We start from the raw sequence: 19196 nt of genomic DNA, 5'->3' as shown, positions 1-19196 counted from the left end.
GTCGGGCGGCGAGGATGGATGACATGAAGATGGACCGCGTCAAGCTGGCGGACTTCCTCCGCCGTTCCCGCGAACGGCTCCGGCCGCAGGAGGTCGGCCTGGCCGCCGGACCGCGGCGCCGCACGCCCGGCCTGCGCCGCGAAGAGCTGGCCCAGCTGGCCGGGGTGTCGGCCGACTACGTGATGCGGCTCGAACAGGCGCGCAGCTCCCAGCCGTCGGTCCAGCTACTGAGCGCGCTCGCCCGGGCATTGCGGTTGACCGAGGATGAACGAGATCACCTTTACCTGCTGGCGGGTCACCGGCCGCCCGAAGGGGCGCGCGCCGGAAATCACGTACGTCCCGGCCTGCTCTACCTTCTCGACCGGCTGGGCGACACGCCCGCCCAGCTCCTGACCGACCTCGGAGATCTGCTCGCGCAGAACACCCTGGCCGAGGCGCTGTTCGGGTGCGTGTGCAGGATCGAGGAACGGGACCGGAACATCGTGTGGCGCTGGTTCACCGACCCGTTCGTGCGCCAGGCGTACCCCGCCGAGGAACACGACCGCCACAGCCGCCTGCGCGTCGCCGACCTGCGCGCCGCCGCGACACGCCGTGACTACGATCGGCCCTCGAGCGCGCTGATCGACCGGCTCGGGGCGGCCAGCGAGGAGTTCGCCGACCTCTGGCAGCGGCACGAGGTCGCCGTGCGCCGCGAGAACCGGTTGCGCGTCGTGCATCCGTCCGTCGGGCTCATCGAATTCGACTTCGAGATGCTGCAGACGCAGGCCGCCGACCAGCGCCTGCGCCTGTTCACGCCGCCGCCCGGATCCAAGAGCATCGAGGCACTCGAGCTCCTGCGCGTCATCGGCCCGGAGACCGCCCACCGCAGTCACCGATGATTTTTCCCGCGGTGCACGGCTATCGCCGCCCCGAGGGCGAGGGCGGCGTACCCGCAGGTCACGGCCAACCCTGCCCAGGGCGGGAGCGGGTAGTAGCTCCCGAACAGTGACGGGCCGACGTCCACATGCGCGAACGTGGGGACGCTCTGCGTGATCGCGAACCCGGCGGCAGGGGTGATCACCAGCAGCCATGGCGCCAGACCCGCGGTCGCCAGCAGGTACGGCACGACGACCAGCGCGATGGCCAGCCCGATGGCGACGATGGCCCGCTTGACCAGCGCGGCCAGGCCCAGAGCCAGTACGGCGGCGGCCGCGGTCAGCGCCGCGAAGCCGACGATCACCCGCAGCTCGGTACCCAGGGTCAGCGGCTGAATCGGGTTCTGATGGGCACGCAACAGCGCCAGACCCCCGGGCACCACGATCCCCGAGGTCATCAGCCCCGCCGCGAACGCGACCGCGCCGACCACCGTGGCCTTGGCCGCCAGCAGCCGCACCGGACGCGGTCCGACCAGCGGCCCGACCAGCGGCCCGACCAGCGGCCCGACCAGCGGCCCGACCAGCGGTCCGACCGGCGGCGCGAGCGGCTGTGCGTGCTGCGGGTCGGTCCTGATCAGCCCGCGCCGGAGGTCTGCCGTGTAGAACGTGACCGCCACCCCGAGCACCAGAATCAGCCCGATGACCCCGCCGAGCAGCGTGAAGTCGGCGCGCAGACCGCCCTCCACCGTGGCGGGCCCGATGTCGCCACCCCCGGTCACGATGAGCTTGTCACCGGACTCGACGACCCCGCCCGGGTGATGCGGGGTCTTGCCGTCGGACTCCAGGGCGACGCCGACGTCGTCGCGGCGCCACGAACCGTTCGCACCCTGCAGTTTGATCTGGTCGAAGGTGGCGGTGGCCTGGGCGAAGGCCTCCGCCATGTCCCACAAGGCACCTGGTGAGGCGGCGAACAGCCCGATCTCGACCGTCTCCGGCAGCCCGGTCAGCTTGACCGTGCTGACCTGGGTCCACGTCTTGCCGTCGTCCGACTCAAAGCCGGTGACGGTATCGCCAGACCTGGTCAGCCGTAGCCACTGCGGGCCGTTGTGCGGTCCGCCGGCCACGTCGTGGGTGTAGTTGTACTGCATCCGCACGCCGTGATCTCCGGTGAGCATGACGGCGGCGTACGGTGTGCCCTGCTTGAGGCTCTGCCGCACGAGGAGCCCGGCCTTCGCCCACGGCACCACCCCCTCCTTGATGTTGCGCACCCCGGGTACGGCGTCCGGCAGCCGCATCTGCCCGGTCATGTCCGCCACGCGGGCGGTGATGCCGCCGTTCCCCTTGAGCGGCTGGTGCACGAAGTAGTACTTGTCCTGCACAGCCGTGCCATCGGGTCCCAGCAAGGGCGCGGGGCAGGGGCCTTCGCCCTTCCCGGTCACGCAGCTGCTGCGGACGCCTCCGGCGATCAGCAGCCCGAGCGACACGGTGACCAGCATGGAGGCCGCCATGGCGAGCACCCAGCCTCGCCCGGTGCGGAACCTGGTCCACTCCGCGTGCAAGCCGGATCGGAACGGCGTAGATGGATTCATGCCGAAGGTTGTACGCGGCACCCGGTTCCAGCCGGGTCGCAGCGGCTGCGACCTGGCTGCGACCGGGGATCTGGGATCGTTGAGGCATGGCACCTCAACCAGGCGGTGGGGGTCGGTGAGGGTCCTGGTCGTCGAGGACTTCGAGATCCTCGCCCGCTCCATCGGAACCGGGCTGCGCCGCGAGGGCATGGCCGTCGACGTCGTCCTGGACGGCACCGCCGCCCTCGACCGCCTGGCCGTCACCCGCTACGACGTGGTGATCCTCGACCGCGACCTGCCCGGCGTCCACGGGGACGAGATCTGCCGGCGACTGGCCCACGGCCGCTGTGAGACCCGCGTGCTGATGCTCACCGCCTCCGGCACGATCGAGGACCGCGTCGACGGGCTCAGCCTCGGCGCCGACGACTACCTGCCCAAGCCGTTCGCGTTCGCCGAACTGGTCGCCCGCGTCCGTGCCCTGGGCCGCCGTGCCACCCCGCCGCTGCCGCCCACCCTGGCCTGCGGGGACATCACCCTCGATCCGGCCCGCCGTATCGCCTTCCGGGCCGGCCGGCGCCTTGAGCTGAGCCCCAGGGAGTTCGGCCTGCTGGAATGCCTGCTCGCCATGCCAGGGCTGGTCATCTCCGCCGAGGAACTGCTGGAGCGCGTCTGGGACGAGGCCGCCGACCCCTTCAGCAGCGCCGTCAAGCACACCATGCACCGGTTGCGGGTCAAGCTCGGCGACCCGCCGGTGATCGAGACCGTCCGCGAAGGCGGCTACCGCATCGGACCGTCATGACCTCCCCGCACGCTCAACCGCATCGGACCGTCATGACCTCCCCACACGCTCAACCCCATCGGACCTTCATGACCTCCCAGACGCCCACCAGAAGGTCGCTGCAGACGCGGCTCGCGCTGGCCTACGCGGCGGGCATCTACGCGGCCGGGACCTTCGTGCTCATACTCGTGGACATCCCGCTGGTCAGCATCCAGCAGACCACCCCCAAAGGCCCATCCGGCCCGATCACTGAAACCGGGGCCGGGATCAGCCTGCCCCAACTTCTCACCGGATCCGCCGTCGCCCTGGTCATACTGATTCCCGTCGCCCTGGCTCTCGGCTGGTACGTCGCCGGCCGGTTCCTGCGCCCGCTGCGCGCCATCACCACCACCGCCAAGATCATCTCCGCCGGGGACCTTCACCGGCGCCTGGACCTCGGCCAGCCCGCGGACGAGCTGACCGAACTCGGCCACACCCTCGACGACCTGTTCGCCCGCCTGCAAGCCTCCTTCGACGCCCAGCGCCACTTCGTCGCCAACGCCTCCCACGAGCTGCGCACCCCGCTCGCCGGCCTGCGTACCCTGCTCGAAGTCGCCCTCGCCGACCCTGACGCCGACGCCGAGACCCTGCGCTCGGTCTGCCAGGAGGCCCTCACCCTGGGCGAACACCAGGAGCGGCTGGTCCAGGCGCTGCTCGCCCTGGCCACCAGCGAGCGCGGCGTCACCCGCTGGGACGCCCTCGACCTCACCCAGATCGTCGCGGGAGTGCTCGCCTCCCGCCGCGACCAAGCCGCGCAGACCGGCATCGACCTGGCCGAACACCTCATGCCCGCGGTGACGGCCGGGGACCCGAAACTGATCGAAAGCCTCGTCGCCAACCTCATCGACAACGCCATCCGCCACAACCGCCCGGACGGCCAGGTCAAGATCACCACCCAGACCATCGGCACCCAGGTGGCCCTCACGGTCACCAACAGCGGGCCGGTCATCCCCGGCGACCAGATCCAGCGGCTCTTCCAGCCCTTCCAGAGACTGGCGCCCGATCGTCACGGCCGCCGCGACGGCTACGGCCTCGGCCTGGCCATCGTCAACGCCGTCACCCAAGCCCACCACGCCACCCTCACCACCAGCGCCCGCCCCGAAGGCGGCCTGTCCATCACCGTGCGGTTCGCCCACGGAGCTCATCCGAACCATCCCCGCTGACCGGGCACGCGCGGGGGCAAGGTTCTACCGCGGCTTGAGGCTTTCGCGCCCCTATCTGTGACTTGGATCGTTTGAGGTCGTGCTTCTTGGATCGGTATTTGTCGTTGGGGTCGCCGTAGTGACCGGGGGGCTCCTCCCGAACAAGTCCTGAACCCCAAAGACATCCCTGCATGACGTCGTGGAACCGGCCGCAGACAAGAAGTGTCGCTGAGGTAGGTCGGTCTGGCCTGACCTCAGCGGGTGCGGCGGAGTGCAGCGGGGTCGTGCTCGGCGGTGATGCGGGCGGAGGTCTCCTCGCCGAGGCGTACGTAGTGGCCAAGGCTGGCAAGGTTTTGGTGGCGAGATTTGGCCTGCAGTTCAGGGGCGGTGCGGCCGGCGGCGGCCAGGTGGGTCAGCGCGCTGTGGCGCAGCTGGTGCAGGGTCCAGCCTTCACCGTGCGGGTCCAGTTCGGCGGAGGCGGTCTTGAACAGGTACTCGGCGCGGGGATAGGACAGCCGGCCCCGTCTGGTGAGCGGGCAGATGTCGGCGGCCGCGGGTGCGCGGCGGCCGGAGGTGGGGGCGCGTCGGTCGGCCAGGAAGAGCGGGCCCGCGATGCGGCCTTGAAGCAGACGGGGCAGCAGGCGGGCGGTGCCGGTGGCCCAGTGCACGTACTCGATCGCCCCGCCCTTGGAGACGACGCGGGCGCGGCGGAACTCGGGGTCGAGATCCTCGACGTTCAGGGACAGGATTTCCTCGGCCCGGGCGGCCGTCTCATACAGCAGCCGCCACAGGACTCGCTCCCGCACAGCGTGGCGGTCGTCGGTGAACAGGGCCTCCAGGCGGGCCTGCGGGATGGTGCGGTCGCCGCGGCGGGTGGTCTTGCGGCGTTGCAGCCGACGGGCGGGGTTGGTGGCCAGCAGGTCCTGGCGCTGGGCCCAGGTGGTGAAGGAGACCAGGGCGGACAGGTGCCGGTTCCAGGTGGCCGCGGCCGCGGTGTCCCAGCCGGTCATGACGGCGGCGTAGTGCTCGGGCTGCAGCGCGGCGACGGGGGGGTTTGGGCCGGTGACGGCGGTCAGCTGAGCGAGGGTGCGGGCGTAGCTGGTGCGGGTGGTGGCCGCGCCGAGCGAGTCGAGGAAGTGCGCGACCGCGTCGGCGACGGTGGCGCCGGAGTGCCCGTTACTGGCCGGGCTGGGCGCGCCGGGAAACGCGACGACCGGCATGGATGGACCTCCCGCGAAGACGATGTGACAGATAACGCTACCGAGTCGGCCCGGACGGAGCGGGTGCCGAGCTGGCCGGACGGCACCGGCTCGCCCGAAGAGTGACAGATATTGTCAATTCTCTGTCGCTGGTGATGGACTCCTCACCGTCACGCTACGTCGCTCCAAGTATTCGTCAAGTTACGTTCTGTGGGCAGCGGGGTGTTGATCTGTTAACGCCTCGGGTCGCCTTGCGGGGTCACCAGTCCGAACTGGCGCTCCTGTGGGCGCACAGGCGGGAGCTCCGGTTCCCACCTGGAGCGAGCGGACGGCCGCCGCATGGCTGAGGCCGGTCGGTGTCCGTGGTGGGCCTCGGGAGAGCCCGGGGCGGAGCGAAGGCGAGGTGGCGGAGTGCATCTGACTCCGCATGAGCAGGAACGTCTGATGATCCATGTGGCCGCGGACGTGGCCCACAAGCGGAAAAAGCGGGGGCGAAAGCTCAACTACCCGGAGACGGTCGCGATCTTGACCGCGTATGTGCTGGAAGGGGCCCGGGACGGCAGATCCGTCGAGAACCTCATGGAGCTGAAGCATCAGCCGGACGACCTGCCGCTGCCCACGTACGAAGAGGTCATGCCCGGCGTGGCGGAGATGATCGGCGATCTTCAGATCGAGGCCACCTTCCCCGACGGCACCAAGATGGTCACCCTTCGCAACCCCATCCAGAAGCTGGGCATCCTCCCTATTCCGGAGGGGAGCAAGGAGGCGGCACCGGTTCACCCCGGGAAGATCGACCATCCGCGCGACGCCGGCCCGGTGGCCTTCAACGCCGGTCGCGAGGTCACGATCGTGACGGTCACCAATACCGATGACCGTCCCATCCAGGTGGGCTCGCACTTCCACTTCTACGAGGTCAATTCCCGCCTCACCATCGAGCCCAGCCGCGAGGCCGCCTACGGCAAGCGGCTGAACATCCCCGCGGGCAGCTCGGTGCGTTTCGAACCCCCTAACCCGCTGGAGGTGGAGCTGGTGCCCATCGAGGGCAAGCGCATCGTCGAGGGCCTGAACGGCAAGGTCGGAGGCAAGCTCCGTGACTGACTCACCAACACTTGAGCCGCCCGCACCTGAGCCGCCGGCGCCGCTGCCTGAGCCGCGGACAGAGGGAAGGCATCAGCCGTTGAGCCGGGTCGACTACGCCGACCGGTTCGGGCCCACCGTGGGGGATCGCATCCGGCTGGCCGACACCAATCTGCGGATCGAGATCACCGAGGACTGGTGCGGCGGTCCCGGCCGCAGCGGCAACGAGGTCATCTTCGGCGGCGGCAAGGTCGTGCGGGAGTCGATGGGCCAGTCGTGCGCGCCGCGCGACTCCGAGCGGTTCGGCGCCCCACAGCCGCCCGACACGGTCATCACCGGCGCGGTCATCCTGGATCACTGGGGGATCGTCAAGGCCGACGTCGCCATTCGCGACGGCCGGATCGTCGCGCTCGGCAAGGCCTACAACGACGAGACCATGGACCGGCTGCACGACGGGCATGCCACGGCGACGGACTTCGTGATCGGCCCCGAGACGGAGGTCATCTCGGGTAACGGCAAGATCCTCACCGCGGGCGGTGTCGACACCCACGTGCACTTCATCTGCCCCGAGCAGATCAATGAGGCGCTGGCATCCGGGGTGACCACGCTGATCGGTGGCGGTACCGGCCCCGCCGACGGCAGCACCGCCACGACCGTCACACCCGGCTCCTGGCACGTCGCCCGGCTGTTCGAGGCGCTGGACAGCTTCCCGGTCAACATCGGGCTGCTCGGCAAGGGCAACACCATGTCCACCGAGTCGCTGTACAACCAGGTGGAAGCGGGCGTGCTCGGCCTGAAGATCCACGAGGACTGGGGTGCCACCCCGGCCGTGCTGCGCCGCTGCCTGCAGGTGTGCCAGGCGACCGGCGTGCAGCTCGCCCTGCACGCCGACTCGTTGAACGAGGCCGGCAACGTCGAGGACACCATCGCGGCCATCGGCGACCATCCGATCCATGTCTTCCACGTCGAGGGTGCCGGCGGTGGCCACGCCCCCGACATGCTGACCATGGTGGGCCTGCCGAATGTGTTGCCCGCCTCCACCAACCCGACCCGGCCCTTCACCGTCAACACGGTCAAGGAGCACGTCGACATGGTGATGATCGCCCATCACCTGAATCCGCTGGTGGCTGAGGACCTGGCGTTTGCCGAGTCGCGGATCCGGCCTTCCACGATGGCCGCCGAGGACATCCTGCACGATCTCGGCGCGATCTCGATCATGTCGTCGGATGCTCAGGCGATGGGCCGCATCGGCGAGATGGTCATGCGGACGTGGCAGACCGCGCACGTGATGAAGGAGCGGCGCGGCGTACTGGACGGCGACAAGGCGGGCCAGGACGGGCACGACAACCGTCGCGCCCGCCGCTACGTCGCGAAATACACCATCAACCCGGCCCTCGCGCACGGCATCGACGACGAGGTCGGCTCGGTCGAGGTGGGCCGGCTCGCCGACCTGGTGCTGTGGGAGCCGAAGTTCTTCGGGGTCAAGCCGCACCGGGTGATCAAGGGCGGGCAGATCGCCTACGCGCAGGTCGGCGACGCCAACGGTTCCATCAGCACCCCGCAGCCGATCCTGCCGCGCCCGATGTGGGGAGCGACCGGCCGGGCCCCGGCCGCCAACTCCGTCAACTTCGTCACCGCGGCCGCCATCAAGGCCGGGCTGCGCGACCGGGTCACCGTGCGCAAGACGTTCACGCCCATTCGCGACACCCGCAAGGTCTTCAAGGCCGACATGCGGGAGAACGACGCCATCCCCGACATCCGCGTCGATCCCAACACCTTCGAGGTGGTGATCGGCTTGGAGGACGAGAACGTGAACAGGACGGAGATCGCCACGACCGAGGAGATCGAGGAGATCGCCGACCGCGACGAAGGAGCCAGTGAGCTGCCGATGGCGCAGCTGTACTTCCTCTTCTGACCGCCACCTGGTGATCGCCCACTTGATCGCGCCCGTGAACGACTGCCCCGCGCATGACCCGCGCACGAGAGGTGAGCCGCGTCCGATGAACCGTGCCGCGCTACTCGTCTTGGCCGACGGCCGCTTTCCCGCCGGCGGGCACGCCCACTCCGGCGGGGCTGAGGCGGCCGTCACCGCGCGACGCGTGCGCGACGTGGCGAGCCTGCAGGAGTTCTGCCGCGGCCGGCTGCACACCAGCGGCCTGGTCGCGGCGGGCCTGGCCGCCGCGGCCGCCGCCGGCTGCGACCCGCTCCTGCTGGATGAGGCCGCCGACGCCCGCACCCCCTCACCCGCCCTGCGCCAGGCCGCGTGCAGGCTCGGCCGGCAACTGCTGCGCGCCGCCCGCGCCGCCTGGCCCTCGCCCGAGCTCGACGCCCTGGCCACGGCCCGGCCCCGCGGCGCGCACCAGCCCATCGTCCTCGGCCTGGCTGCCCGCTCGGCCAACCTGACGCCGCTGGACGCCGCCTACGCGGCTGCATACGAGAGCGTCAGCGGCCCGGCCACCGCCACCGTACGCCTGCTCAGCCTGGACCCCTTCGACACCACCGCCGTCCTGGCCCGCCTGGCCGCCGACATCGACCACCTCGCGCAGCAGGCCACCGAAGCCGCGCAACGCGTCCAGGCCGACGGCGTGCAGGCGTTGCCCGCCGCCTCGGCACCACTGCTCGACATCACCGCTGAACAGCACGCCGCCCGCCCGATGCGCCTGTTCGCCTCCTGACCACCTCGCCTCCCCGACCGTTCGCCTCCCGAGCACCGGAGCAGCCATGCACCTGCACCACAGCCACGCCTTCGCCGAGAATCACCTCCACGGTCCCGGCGGTTCCTCCCCCGGACGCCCTGACGGACGCCCTGACGGCCGCCGTCGCGCGCTGCGCATCGGAGTGGGCGGGCCGGTCGGCACCGGCAAGACCGCCACCGTCGCCGCCCTGTGCCGCGCGCTGCGCGATCACCTGTCCATCGCGGTGGTCACCAACGACATCTACACGCGCGAGGACGCCGAGTTCCTGCTGCGCGAGGCCGTCCTGCCCGCCGAGCGCATCAGGGCGGTCGAGACCGGCGCCTGCCCGCACACCGCCATCCGCGACGACATCTCCGCCAACCTCGAAGCCGTCGAGGACCTGGAGGAACAGCTCGGCCCGCTCGACCTGATCCTCGTCGAATCGGGCGGGGACAACCTCACCGCGACCTTCTCCAGGGGCCTGGTCGACGCGCAGATCTTCGTCATCGACGTTGCGGGCGGCGATGACATCCCCCGCAAGGGCGGCCCCGGCGTGACCGCCTCCGACCTGCTCGTCATCAACAAGACCGACCTCGCCCCGTACGTCGGCGCAGACCTGGAGGGCATGGCCCGCGACGCCAAGGCCCAGCGCGGCGACCTGCCCGTCGCCTTCACCGCCCTCAAAACTGAAGGCGGCGTCACGCCCGTGTCGGACTGGGTCCGCGCGCGCCTGGCCGACTGGACCGCGAGCGCCGCGTGATCCTCGCCTCCCAGGCCGCTGCGGCCGGGTGCACCAGTTCGGGCGTGCATGCCACCGCCCGGATCAGGGCGATCAGCGTGGGAGAAGAGACCGCGCTTCCCGTCCTGGCCGGCGCCGGCCCCTTCGACCTGCGCCGCCACCGCCCGCAGGGAAATCAGGCACGGGTGTGCATCCTCGGCGTGATGAGCGCCCCGCTCGGCGGCGACCGGCTGCGCCTCGAAGCCGCCGTCGAACCCGGCGCCCACCTGCACGTCACCACGGCCGCCGCCACCATCGCCCTGCGCGGCCCCACCCCCGGACACGCCACCTACGACGTGCACCTGAGCGTGGGCGAACAGGCGAGCCTGCACTGGCTGCCCGAGCCGCTGATCTCCGCCGCCCGCAGCAACCTGCGCCAGAGCTGCACCGTCGACCTCGCCGCCGGCGCACGTCTCGTCCTGCGCGAAGAACAGGTCCTCGGCCGCGCCGGCGAACCCCCGGGCCGGCTGACCACCCGCCTCACCGTCCGGCACGACCGACGCCCGCTGCTGGACCAGCAGAACACGTACGGGCCGGACGCACCCGGCTGGGACGGACCCGCCGTCCTGGCCGGCCACCGCGCCGCCGGCCAACTCCTCGTCGTCGACCCGGCTTTCGACGACAAGCCGCCGGACGTGCGGCTGTTCGGCGACGACCCGGCCCACGGGCAGGCCGTGCTGACCCCGCTCGCCGGCCCCGCAGTCCTGGTCACCGCCCTCGCCCCGGACGCTCTGCGGCTGCGCCGCCTCCTCGACGCGGCTTACCCCATATGCGGGGGACGCTTCTGGTGATGGGCAGGAGGAAGGCGGCGCCGAGAGGTGGCGCCACAGGGAGACGCCGACAGGGCCGAGGACTCATCGGTGGCGCCTGGTTCGGCGGAGGTGGCGACTGGGTTCCGGCACCTGCACCGTCGATGGAGGCGACACCGTCAGTAGCTGCTGACCCCGCCCATGCACACGGGCGCGCCGGATGTCCGGCGCGCTCGCCGTACCCCGGCACCCATCCATGCCTGCGCCTGCGCGGCCTCCGGCGCCCGAACAGCCTCTGCGGCAGGGGGTACGGTTTGTGCTGGCCGTGGCATGAGCGTGGCGTCGAAGCGGATGGTCTCTGCGGCGCGCGGGGCCGACGATGACATGGTGAGCACCGCGAGTGAGGAGCCGCAAGAAGCCGAGGCCGCGACTACCCCGGCCCGATCCGGGGCGGGCCGCCGCCGAGCCTGGCAGTCGTGGGTCGGCGATGGCCCGCTATGAGCTGCTGGCCCCGCATCTGCATGAGGGAGTGCCCCTGGCCCGGCTGGCGGCGGGGCAGGGCGAGAGCGGTGTCACCTACCGGACGTTGCAGCGCTGGCTGGCGGCCTACCGGCGGGGTGGGCTGGAGGCGCTGGCCCGGGCCGGCCGAAAGGACAAGGGGCTGCGCCGATTCCCCGAGGAGTTGGTGGCCTTCATCGAGGGGATGGCGCTGCGTACGCCGCGGCCGAGCGTGGCCACGATCCACCGGCAGAGCGCTTCCGTCGCCGCCGCCCGCGACTGGCCGATCCCCACGTACTGGACTGTGCATAAGATCGTCAGCTCGCTGGACCCGGCGCTGGTCACCCTCGGCGTGCAGGGCACCAAGAAGTACCGCGAGACCTACGAGCTGGTCTACCGGCGCGAGGCCGCCAAGCCCAATGAGATCTGGCAGGCTGACCACACCGAGCTGGACATCTGGGTGATCGACGACAACAACAGCCCCGCCCGGCCGTGGCTGACCGTGATCGAAGATGACCACTCCCGCGCGATCGCCGGCTATGCCGTCAATCTGGAAGCGCCCTCGGCGCTGAGCGCCGTCAACGGACGCGCCCGCCGCTTCTACACCTCCCTCGGCGGAGTCCTCGCGGGCGAGGTGCCACCCGATGAGGTCTTCTACTCCTGGCCGGAGATCGCGGCGGTCCTCTGATCCGGCGACCCGACACCTGGTTTCGTCCGCGTGTAGCGGCAACGTTTGTTGATGAGTTTGGGCAACACCCCTGAAGGGACAGATCGGGTGGTTTCGCCGCAACCACTTCGTCCCGGTGCCCGAGGTCGACTCGCTGGCCGAGCTGAACCAGATGGTGGACCGCTGGGACGAAGAGGACGAGCAGCGGCGGATCCGGTCGCGTCCCCGCACGATCGGCGAGCTGTTCGCCGTCGAGCGTCCGCTGCTGCGGCCGTTGCCGGACGAGCCGTTCGAAACCGGTCGGCACTTCTCGCTGCGGGTGGACCGCCACAGCCAGATCAGCGTCCGCACCAACCGCTACTCGGTGCCGGTCCGGTTGATCGGCCGGATGGTGCGGGTGGTGCTGCACGCCTCGGAGCTGGTCGTCTATAACGGGCGCGAGGAAGTCGCCCGGCATGAGCGGCTCAAGGCCAAAGGCGCGCCCTGGTCCAGGTGCTGCTGCTGGGCCGCCACATGAACCACGAGCACATCGTGGCCGGGATCGCCGCCGCGCTCCAGGCCGGGGCGTTGACCGCTGACGCGGTCGCATTGGAAGCCCGCAAGGCTGCCGAAACTGAGGACGCGGCCGACACCGGCAAGGCCGATCAGGCGGCATCGGCCCCGGCCGCGACCGTCACCTCGCTGACCGCTCGGCGGCTGGCCCAGCTGCCTGTCGATCGGCGGCCGTTGCCGTCGGTGGCCTACTACGACCAGCTCTTGCGCCGTCGCCCATCCGGGAGACAAGGATCGACCAGCCAGGGAGAGGTTCAATGACGACCAATCGCCACCGCGGACTGACCGAACAAGCCGCCGAAACCGCTGTGAACAGCGCCTGCCGGATGCTGCGGCTACCCACCGTCCGGGCCAAGTTCCCCGAGCTGGCCGAGGCCGCCGCCCGCGATCAGATGACCTACCGAGGGTTCCTGGCCGAGCTGCTGATGGCCGAGTGCGACGACCGCAGCCGACGTCGCTCCGAACGCCGGATCAAGGCCGCCTCGTTCCCTCGGCAAAAGGCGCTGCGCGAGTTCGACTTCGACGCCAACCCCAACATCGATCCAGCCGTCATCCACACCCTGGCCTCCTGCGAGCCAAGACCTTCACCGACCCGCGTCTTTGCGCGGCCATTGTCGACCGCCTCACCTTTGGCGGAACCATCCTCGAGACCGGCACTGACTCCTACCGGCTCGCCCAGACCCGCGCCCGCACCGAACAAGCCACTGGCTGACCACTGCCACCACCTACACCATCACCCCTCAAGCCCCGTGTGACCCGTTGGTGAGCACAGATGTCTCATTCGGTGAGCTCTGAGAGCGCCGGCCACACCTCCACGGCCGCGAAGGCGCCGGGGAAGGAGTACACCAGCCGGCCGTCCGGGGTGAAGGTCATGGTGCTCACTGGTATCCACCCCGGCCCCGGTTCCGGTCCCATCACTGCGAGTGGTTGCCCGCCTGGGTCCAGGAGGTATACGCGTCCGCCGTAGTCGACGGCCACGGTCCCGTCCGCCGGATTCAGCGCCGCCACGCAGGTGTGCACCATGTCCTTTCCTGGGATCATGTGCACCCTGTCGTGTCGAGGTATCGTCTCCCAGTTCGCCAGGGGACCCCGGCCGTCGAGGCCGCCCACGCACAGTTGACCGTCGGCCGCCAGCACGCGACCGCGTACCGAGTCCGCCAGGACGGTCCGGATCCAGACCCCGTTGTCACTCGCGGGCGAACTCAAGGCTGGAAATCGGGCGTCGGCCTCCCGCAGCGTCCGGATCGGTACGCCTGCCCGCAGGCCCCAGAGCACGATCGAACGATCCCAGCTCATCGTGATCACATGGCGCTCGTCGTGGGTTACCGCGACCCACATCACCTCTTCTGTGCCCGGCAGCGTGAATCTGCAGGATCCCTGGCGCAAATCCCAGATCCGCGTACCGTCCCGGGCCGCCGTGACCACGATTCGACCCACCGCCGACACCGCCAGGATCGGGTGGCTGTGCCCGGGCAACTCCGTGGTTACCGTCCAGCTCGCCACGTCCCAGATCCGGATGCCGTACTCGCCGAAGGCGTGCATGCTCGTGGCCATCAGCCGGCCATCTGGGGTCACCGAAAGCGCGGAGACCCCCAGCGAGCCCGACTCCACTCGGACCACTTCGCTGGTGGACAGCGAGACGGTGAACAACTGGCCGTAGGCGTCGACGACCACACAGGTGTCCCCGTCAGGGAGGACCGTTCGAGCCTCGGGGATGTACGCCTGCTTGATCCTTATCTTGCGAATCGGTGTCAGAACTTCGATCAACGGCTTGCTCCAGGGTCGGTGACAGCACGCCGACCGCTGCGACCCGGACCTCGAAGCGATTTGGCGATCAAGTGCCGCCAACCATAGCGGTCAAGATCGACAGATGCCTCCGTCTTGTTGACACACGCCTACAGGTGCCTCGGCTTCGATGGCGATGCCTCAAGTTCGGTGGCAGGAGGCAGATCAATACCACGCCCGCGCTTTACCTATGCATGCCCCATGACACTGTCGCTATATCTCATCGACATCACCGCCCCCGACGACCACGCAGCCGTCGCTCAGACCAGCGAACAAACGTTGCTGCTTCTCACGGCCACAACCAGACACCAGCCGCGTCACCAATCGAGGACCTTGGTGACAACAAGTCCGCCTCAGTGACAAGCAGCATGCTTCGGCTCACCAACCACCGCAGCCAAGCCGACCACGACAAATACCGATCCAAGAATCACGACCTCAAGCGATCCAAGTCACACCCCCATCCGCCCAGCACTGTCGACGACAGGCGGGGAAAGCCTTCGGGAACAGTTCAACAACAGCCTTGAAGGCATGAGTCCTGACGATCACGAACAGCTCGGCGGCGTCGAGCCCGCCATCCACACATTCGTCGTGGAGGTGGGCGCGTGAGCCGGTATCACGCTGGCGCTGCTGCTGATGGCCGGGTTCGTCGTCCATGAGCGGCGCAGCGAGCTGCGGGTCTTCCCGCGTACGACATACCAGAGGGGTTCGTCATTGAAGTGGGTCTACCTGACGCTGGGGCTGCTGGCCTTCGGCGTCGCCGTCGAGCCGTTCCTGCCGCTGTTCGGCCAGCGGCTGGCCGGGCTGCCACCCCTCGTCGCGGGGTTCTTCGCCGCGGCGATCTCGCTCGGCTGGTCGCTCACCCAGATCGGCGGTTCGTCGGTGACAGGACGCCGGGCGGTACACCGGTTGCGTGTGCTCGGCCCGGTGCTGCTCGCCGCCGGCCTCCTCCTTCAGGGGCTGCTGCAGCGTGCGGACACGCCGAGCTGGCTGGTGCTCGTCTGGATGCCGGTGCTGCTCGCCGCCGGTGCGGGCATCGGCCTGGCCTATCCGCATCTGTCGGTGGCCGCGATGTCCAGCACTCGCGATCCGGAGGAAGGCGGCCGGGCGGCGGCGGCGATCGCCACCGTGACGAGCCTGTCGATCGCGTTCGGTACGGCGGTGGGCGGCGTCCTGGTCAACCTGGGCGGCGCCTCGATGCTCGACTCGGCACAGTACGTGCTGTTCGGCATCGCGATCATCTGCGCGATCGGCGCCCTCACCGCCCACGCCGTAAATCGCACAAGCCAGACGGAACCTGCCGATGAGGCCACGCGCCACCAAAAATTGTGACCGGTTGCCCAAGTCAGCGCGGCATGATCGGCCGTGCCACCAAAGATTGTGACCGGTTGCCCGGCTCAGGGCGGCATGATCGGCCGCGCTGCCCTCACCCTTGCGGGGCGCTCGGCTGATCCGCGGCCGGCTTCGGCTTGCTGACCTGGCCCTCGACGTCGACCACGACCACCTCGACACCCTCTCTCGAGAACGGGGCCAGCGCGTCTTCCGAGGCCGTGTCGTCGGTCACCAGCGTCCAGGGCCGGGGGAGCCGCACCCAGGCATGGAACGGACCGCGCCCGAGCTTGGCCGCGTGCGCCAGTACGTAGGTCTTGCGGGAGTTGCGGGCCATGAGCTCCTTGAGCCGGGTCTGCTGGAGGTCGGCCTCGCAGATCCCTCGGTCGGCGGTGACTCCGTCGGCCCCGAGGAAGACGCGGTCGAACGACATCCGTTCCAGAGACGCCTCGGTGGTGGGGCCCACGAACCCCTGGCTGAGATGGCGCAGCCGGCCGCCGAGGCACTCCACATGGAGGCTCTCGACGTCGCCGAGCTCCTTGAGCACGGTCAAGCTCGTGGTGGCGATGAAGAGCTGGGTGCTGGAGCGCAGCTCGTGGGCGAGCGCCGCGACGGTCGAGCCGGCGTCGAGCAGCACGGATTCGCCGGCTCCGATCTGCTGAGCCGCCCATCGGGCGATTCCGTGTTTGGCCTCGAAGGCCTCGCCGACGCGCTGGCGCACCGAGTCCTCGGGGTGGGCGACGACGGCCATCGCGCCGCCGAAGGTCCGGGTCAGCAGGCCTTGCGTGGTCAGCCGGGCCAGGTCACGGCGAATGGTGGAGGGCGTCACAGCGAACGTCGAGGACAGTTCTTCGACACTGGCCAGACCACTGGTCGTGGCCAGGCGCACGATCTCGGCGCGCCGACGGTCAGAGTTCCTGGACAACGCTCCTCCTTCTCGGCTTGCGTTCAACGGTCCCGAGTCAGCTCGCCGGACTGGGAGACATCTGGGCGGCTTGCCGCAGCGCCTCGATCATGCTACCGACCTCAGCGATGCCCTTCCCCGCGATGTCGAAGGCGGTTCCGTGATCCACGGACGTGCGGATCACGGGCAGGCCCACGGTGATGTTCACTCCGGCCTCGATGCCCAGGATCTTCACCGGCCCGTGTCCCTGGTCGTGGTACATCGCCACGATGAGGTCGTAGTCACCGCGTCCCGCGACGAAGAACGCCGTGTCGGCGGGTAGCGGCCCCTGCACGTCGATGCCGTCGGCCTTCAGGACTTCGATGGCGGGAACGATCTTCTCGGCCTCCTCGCCGTAGCCGAACAGGCCGTTCTCGCCGGCGTGCGGGTTGATGCCGCACACTCCGATGCGCGGGTTCTCGATCCCGGCCCGCTGGAGCGCCTCGTGACCCCGGCGGACGGTCCGCTCCACCAGGCCGGGTTCGATCTTCGCGATGGCGTCGATCAGTCCGATGTGCGTGGTGACGTGGATGACCCGGATCTTCGGCGAGGACAGCATCATGGACACCTCGCCGGTCTCGGTCAGGTGCGCGAGGAGTTCGGTGTGGCCCGGGAAGATGTAGCCGCCCGCGTGCAGGGCCTCCTTGTTCAGCGGCGCCGTGCAGATCGCCTGCACCTCCCCGGCCATCGCCAGCTCGCTGGCCACGCGGACATAGTGGTACGCGGCCGCCCCCGCCACGGGGGAGATCTTCCCCCAGGGCAGGTCCGCCGGCAGGAGCCCCAGGTCGATGACGTTGAGGCGGCCCGGCTGGAACACGGCGTCGGCCACTGTGTCGATCGCGACGATCTCGGTGTCGATCCCGAGGATGTCGGCCGCCTGGCGCAGCCGTACGGCATCGCCGATGACGATCGGACGGCAGAGTGCGGCGGTGCCGGGGTCTTGGAGGGCGCCGACGATGACTTCCGGACCCACACCGGCACCGTCACCCATGGTGACGGCGATGATCGGAGTGGCCGCGGTGCGAGGCTGTCGGCTGACGCCGGCAGTGCTGATGCTCACTTCGGGACCTTTCACTTGGTTCTGAGAGATTTCGCGTTGGGAGAGGGTGGGGTGAAGAGATTCGAGGGAGTGCGGGGCCAGGGCCCTGACGATCTCGACGAGCGAGTCGGCTTCCCCGAAGCTGCCCGGGCGGGTGACCACTGAACGGCCGTCGGCCGTCCGGGAGTGGACGGCTCCAGGGTGCACCTGCCCGACCGGGGTCAGTTCCCGCACCTGGAGGGCATCAAGGACGCGCCGGGCGGTCTCGCCGCCGGTCAGGACGAGGTCCACCGGCCTCTCGTACGCGCGCACCGCGTCCGCGACGGCCTCGGCCAGCCGACTCGCGATGTCACGGGAGGCGGCCGGGAGGACGACGCCGGCGGAGTCGAGGTAGGCCACGACCGCTCGGTCGCCGAGGGGGATGTGGGGGAGGGGTTCGCGGCCGTCGGGTGTGCCGAGGAGGGCCGCCAGAGGCAGGGCCACGGGCACGGCTCCGGCCTCGGTCAGCCGGCGCACCTGTTCGGCCGCGACCGGCTCGGCACTGCCCACCACGACGAGCGCCGCCGGGCAGCCCACGCCACCGTGCCCTGGAACAGGCGGATGCTCCCCGGCAGCCGGGCCGAGACTCCGCAGGTGACGCCCGAGCGCGTCGGCGAGCCCGCCGGATCCGACCAGCCGTACCGACGGCACGGTCAGCGCGGCACGCAAGATGGCGTCCAGGTCCTGATCCGTCTCCGCGTCGCACAGCGCGATATGCGCATCCCGCGCGCAGGAGGCGATCGCCTCGGAAAGGCGATCGGATCGCACGGTCGCGAGGTCCAGCACGCGGGCTGGGAGCGGCGCCAGAGCCGACTCCACCGATGTCGGAGCCGGGACGCCGTCCACCGCCCAGGCATTCGCCTGGTGGAGGGCGGCACCGGCCACGTACAGCACGCCGCCGCGTATCACCCGATCCAGGCCGGGCAGGGCGGGGGCGACGACGACGGCGGCGCCGGGCGTCGCGAGCGCGGCCACCTCCGCCGCGACGTTGCCGCGCAGGAGAGAGTCGATCTTCTTGAAGATCAGCCGCGGCCGCCCGGCTGAGGCCAGGGCGACCGTGGAACGCACCGCCGCGGCGGCTTCGGCGGGCTGCCGGTGCCGGGAGTCGGTGTCGACGACCAGGATGTCGGCGAGTTCGCGCTCGCCGCGCACGGTGTCATGGGTGAGAAGAATCCTCGTGCGTGTTCCGCGCATCATGACTCGTGCTGCGGACTCGGCTGCCCCCGACAGGTCGTCGGCCACGATGAGGACACCGTGCGCGGCCGTGCTGGGATTGGGCCTCAAGGAACCCCCGGTGTGATTGATCTTTGCAGGTCAGAAGGACTCTCGCGGCGTTCGCGAACCCATATGCGCGATCCGCTTCCGAGTGAGGCGGACGCGTCGACATATCCTTCGTCTTGACTGGATGATGTCACAGCTTGCACAAAATGCGCTAGGCCCCTTGCGCGAAATGCGCAGTCGTGTAATGGTGCAGCAACGTCGTTGTGA

The 19196-nt window shown here is 69.9% G+C and carries 19 protein-coding genes; 13 read left to right on the top strand and 6 right to left on the bottom strand.

Going from position 1 to position 19196, the window contains the following annotated elements; genetic code table 11:
- Positions 1-23: 23 nt before the first annotated feature.
- On the top strand, positions 24-878 hold the full coding sequence (locus ACIBO2_RS32905) for a helix-turn-helix transcriptional regulator (RefSeq protein WP_397301910.1): 855 nt from the start codon (positions 24-26) through the stop codon (positions 876-878).
- Here the strand turns inward: ACIBO2_RS32905 and ACIBO2_RS32900 are convergent.
- Positions 869-2443, bottom strand: a complete 1575-nt coding sequence (locus tag ACIBO2_RS32900; RefSeq protein ID WP_397301907.1) for a hypothetical protein — start codon at positions 2441-2443, stop codon at positions 869-871. The two genes, ACIBO2_RS32905 and ACIBO2_RS32900, sit on opposite strands and share 10 nt — an antisense overlap.
- Before the next feature lie 115 nt (positions 2444-2558).
- Here ACIBO2_RS32900 and ACIBO2_RS32895 point away from each other — a divergent pair, with 115 nt between their 5' ends.
- Together ACIBO2_RS32895 and ACIBO2_RS32890 are read left to right on the top strand one after the other, a co-directional pair.
- Positions 2559-3221, top strand: a complete 663-nt coding sequence (locus ACIBO2_RS32895) for a response regulator transcription factor (protein WP_358543617.1) — start codon at positions 2559-2561, stop codon at positions 3219-3221.
- Between the two features lie 68 nt (positions 3222-3289).
- Positions 3290-4402: a HAMP domain-containing sensor histidine kinase gene (locus ACIBO2_RS32890; RefSeq protein ID WP_358543620.1), complete on the top strand. Its 1113-nt coding sequence runs from the start codon at positions 3290-3292 to the stop codon at positions 4400-4402.
- A gap of 233 nt (positions 4403-4635) precedes the next feature.
- Here the strand turns inward: ACIBO2_RS32890 and ACIBO2_RS32885 are convergent, their stop codons facing one another.
- The gene (locus ACIBO2_RS32885; protein WP_358543624.1) at positions 4636-5601 is read right to left on the bottom strand and encodes a site-specific integrase; all 966 of its coding nucleotides are present in this window, start codon (positions 5599-5601) and stop codon (positions 4636-4638) included.
- 318 nt (positions 5602-5919) lie between these two features.
- On the opposite strand from ACIBO2_RS32885, the gene ACIBO2_RS32880 reads away from it, so the two are divergent.
- The 9 genes from ACIBO2_RS32880 (at position 5920) to ACIBO2_RS32840 (ending at position 13331) form a co-directional block, all read left to right on the top strand.
- Entirely contained in the window at positions 5920-6678 is a 759-nt protein-coding gene (locus ACIBO2_RS32880) for an urease subunit gamma (protein WP_358543627.1), read from the top strand.
- A gap of 79 nt (positions 6679-6757) precedes the next feature.
- A complete protein-coding gene (locus ACIBO2_RS32875; RefSeq protein ID WP_358543630.1) occupies positions 6758-8572 on the top strand; it encodes an urease subunit alpha in 1815 nt (604 codons plus the stop codon).
- An 85-nt stretch (positions 8573-8657) separates the two neighbouring features.
- Positions 8658-9332 carry an urease accessory protein UreF gene (locus tag ACIBO2_RS32870; RefSeq protein WP_397301902.1) on the top strand — a complete coding sequence of 225 codons (675 nt, stop codon included), beginning with the start codon at positions 8658-8660 and terminating at the stop codon, positions 9330-9332.
- Between the two features lie 46 nt (positions 9333-9378).
- The gene (ureG, locus tag ACIBO2_RS32865; RefSeq protein WP_358543636.1) at positions 9379-10092 is read left to right on the top strand and encodes an urease accessory protein UreG; all 714 of its coding nucleotides are present in this window, start codon (positions 9379-9381) and stop codon (positions 10090-10092) included.
- Positions 10089-10901 carry an urease accessory protein UreD gene (locus ACIBO2_RS32860; protein ID WP_358543639.1) on the top strand — a complete coding sequence of 271 codons (813 nt, stop codon included), beginning with the start codon at positions 10089-10091 and terminating at the stop codon, positions 10899-10901. The genes ureG and ACIBO2_RS32860 overlap by 4 nt, the downstream gene beginning before the upstream one ends.
- Positions 10902-11259: 358 nt before the next feature.
- The gene (locus tag ACIBO2_RS32855) at positions 11260-12045 is read left to right on the top strand and encodes a transposase (protein WP_358543642.1); all 786 of its coding nucleotides are present in this window, start codon (positions 11260-11262) and stop codon (positions 12043-12045) included.
- A 115-nt stretch (positions 12046-12160) separates the two neighbouring features.
- The gene (locus ACIBO2_RS32850; protein WP_358543644.1) at positions 12161-12541 is read left to right on the top strand and encodes a Mu transposase domain-containing protein; all 381 of its coding nucleotides are present in this window, start codon (positions 12161-12163) and stop codon (positions 12539-12541) included.
- Positions 12517-12837 (top strand): hypothetical protein, encoded by a 321-nt coding sequence (locus ACIBO2_RS32845; protein ID WP_397301897.1) that lies wholly within the window; start codon positions 12517-12519, stop codon positions 12835-12837. The genes ACIBO2_RS32850 and ACIBO2_RS32845 overlap by 25 nt, the downstream gene beginning before the upstream one ends.
- A complete protein-coding gene (locus ACIBO2_RS32840) occupies positions 12834-13331 on the top strand; it encodes an ATP-binding protein (RefSeq protein ID WP_358543648.1) in 498 nt (165 codons plus the stop codon). Before ACIBO2_RS32845 ends, ACIBO2_RS32840 begins: the two co-directional genes overlap by 4 nt.
- A gap of 22 nt (positions 13332-13353) precedes the next feature.
- On the opposite strand, the gene ACIBO2_RS32835 is transcribed toward ACIBO2_RS32840, so the two are convergent.
- Together ACIBO2_RS32835 and ACIBO2_RS32830 are read right to left on the bottom strand one after the other, a co-directional pair.
- Entirely contained in the window at positions 13354-14343 is a 990-nt protein-coding gene (locus ACIBO2_RS32835; protein WP_397301894.1) for a WD40 repeat domain-containing protein, read from the bottom strand.
- Between the two features lie 453 nt (positions 14344-14796).
- Complete coding sequence (locus ACIBO2_RS32830) at positions 14797-15015, bottom strand: hypothetical protein (protein WP_358543652.1); 219 nt, start codon at positions 15013-15015, stop codon at positions 14797-14799.
- Here ACIBO2_RS32830 and ACIBO2_RS32825 point away from each other — a divergent pair.
- On the top strand, positions 14995-15690 hold the full coding sequence (locus ACIBO2_RS32825) for an MFS transporter (protein WP_397301891.1): 696 nt from the start codon (positions 14995-14997) through the stop codon (positions 15688-15690). The two genes, ACIBO2_RS32830 and ACIBO2_RS32825, sit on opposite strands and share 21 nt — an antisense overlap.
- Positions 15691-15784: 94 nt before the next feature.
- Here ACIBO2_RS32825 and ACIBO2_RS32820 read toward each other — a convergent pair whose 3' ends face one another.
- The gene (locus ACIBO2_RS32820) at positions 15785-16612 is read right to left on the bottom strand and encodes a DeoR/GlpR family DNA-binding transcription regulator (protein ID WP_397301888.1); all 828 of its coding nucleotides are present in this window, start codon (positions 16610-16612) and stop codon (positions 15785-15787) included.
- A 37-nt stretch (positions 16613-16649) separates the two neighbouring features.
- The gene (pdxA, locus tag ACIBO2_RS32815; RefSeq protein WP_397301885.1) at positions 16650-18992 is read right to left on the bottom strand and encodes a 4-hydroxythreonine-4-phosphate dehydrogenase PdxA; all 2343 of its coding nucleotides are present in this window, start codon (positions 18990-18992) and stop codon (positions 16650-16652) included.
- Positions 18993-19196: the final 204 nt, after the last annotated feature.

This window comes from Nonomuraea sp. NPDC050022 (genome assembly GCF_044460705.1).
Taxonomy (GTDB): Bacteria; Actinomycetota; Actinomycetes; order Streptosporangiales; family Streptosporangiaceae; genus Nonomuraea.
The sequence above is the reverse complement of the archived record's forward strand: the minus strand, read 5'-3'. Positions and strand labels throughout refer to the sequence as shown.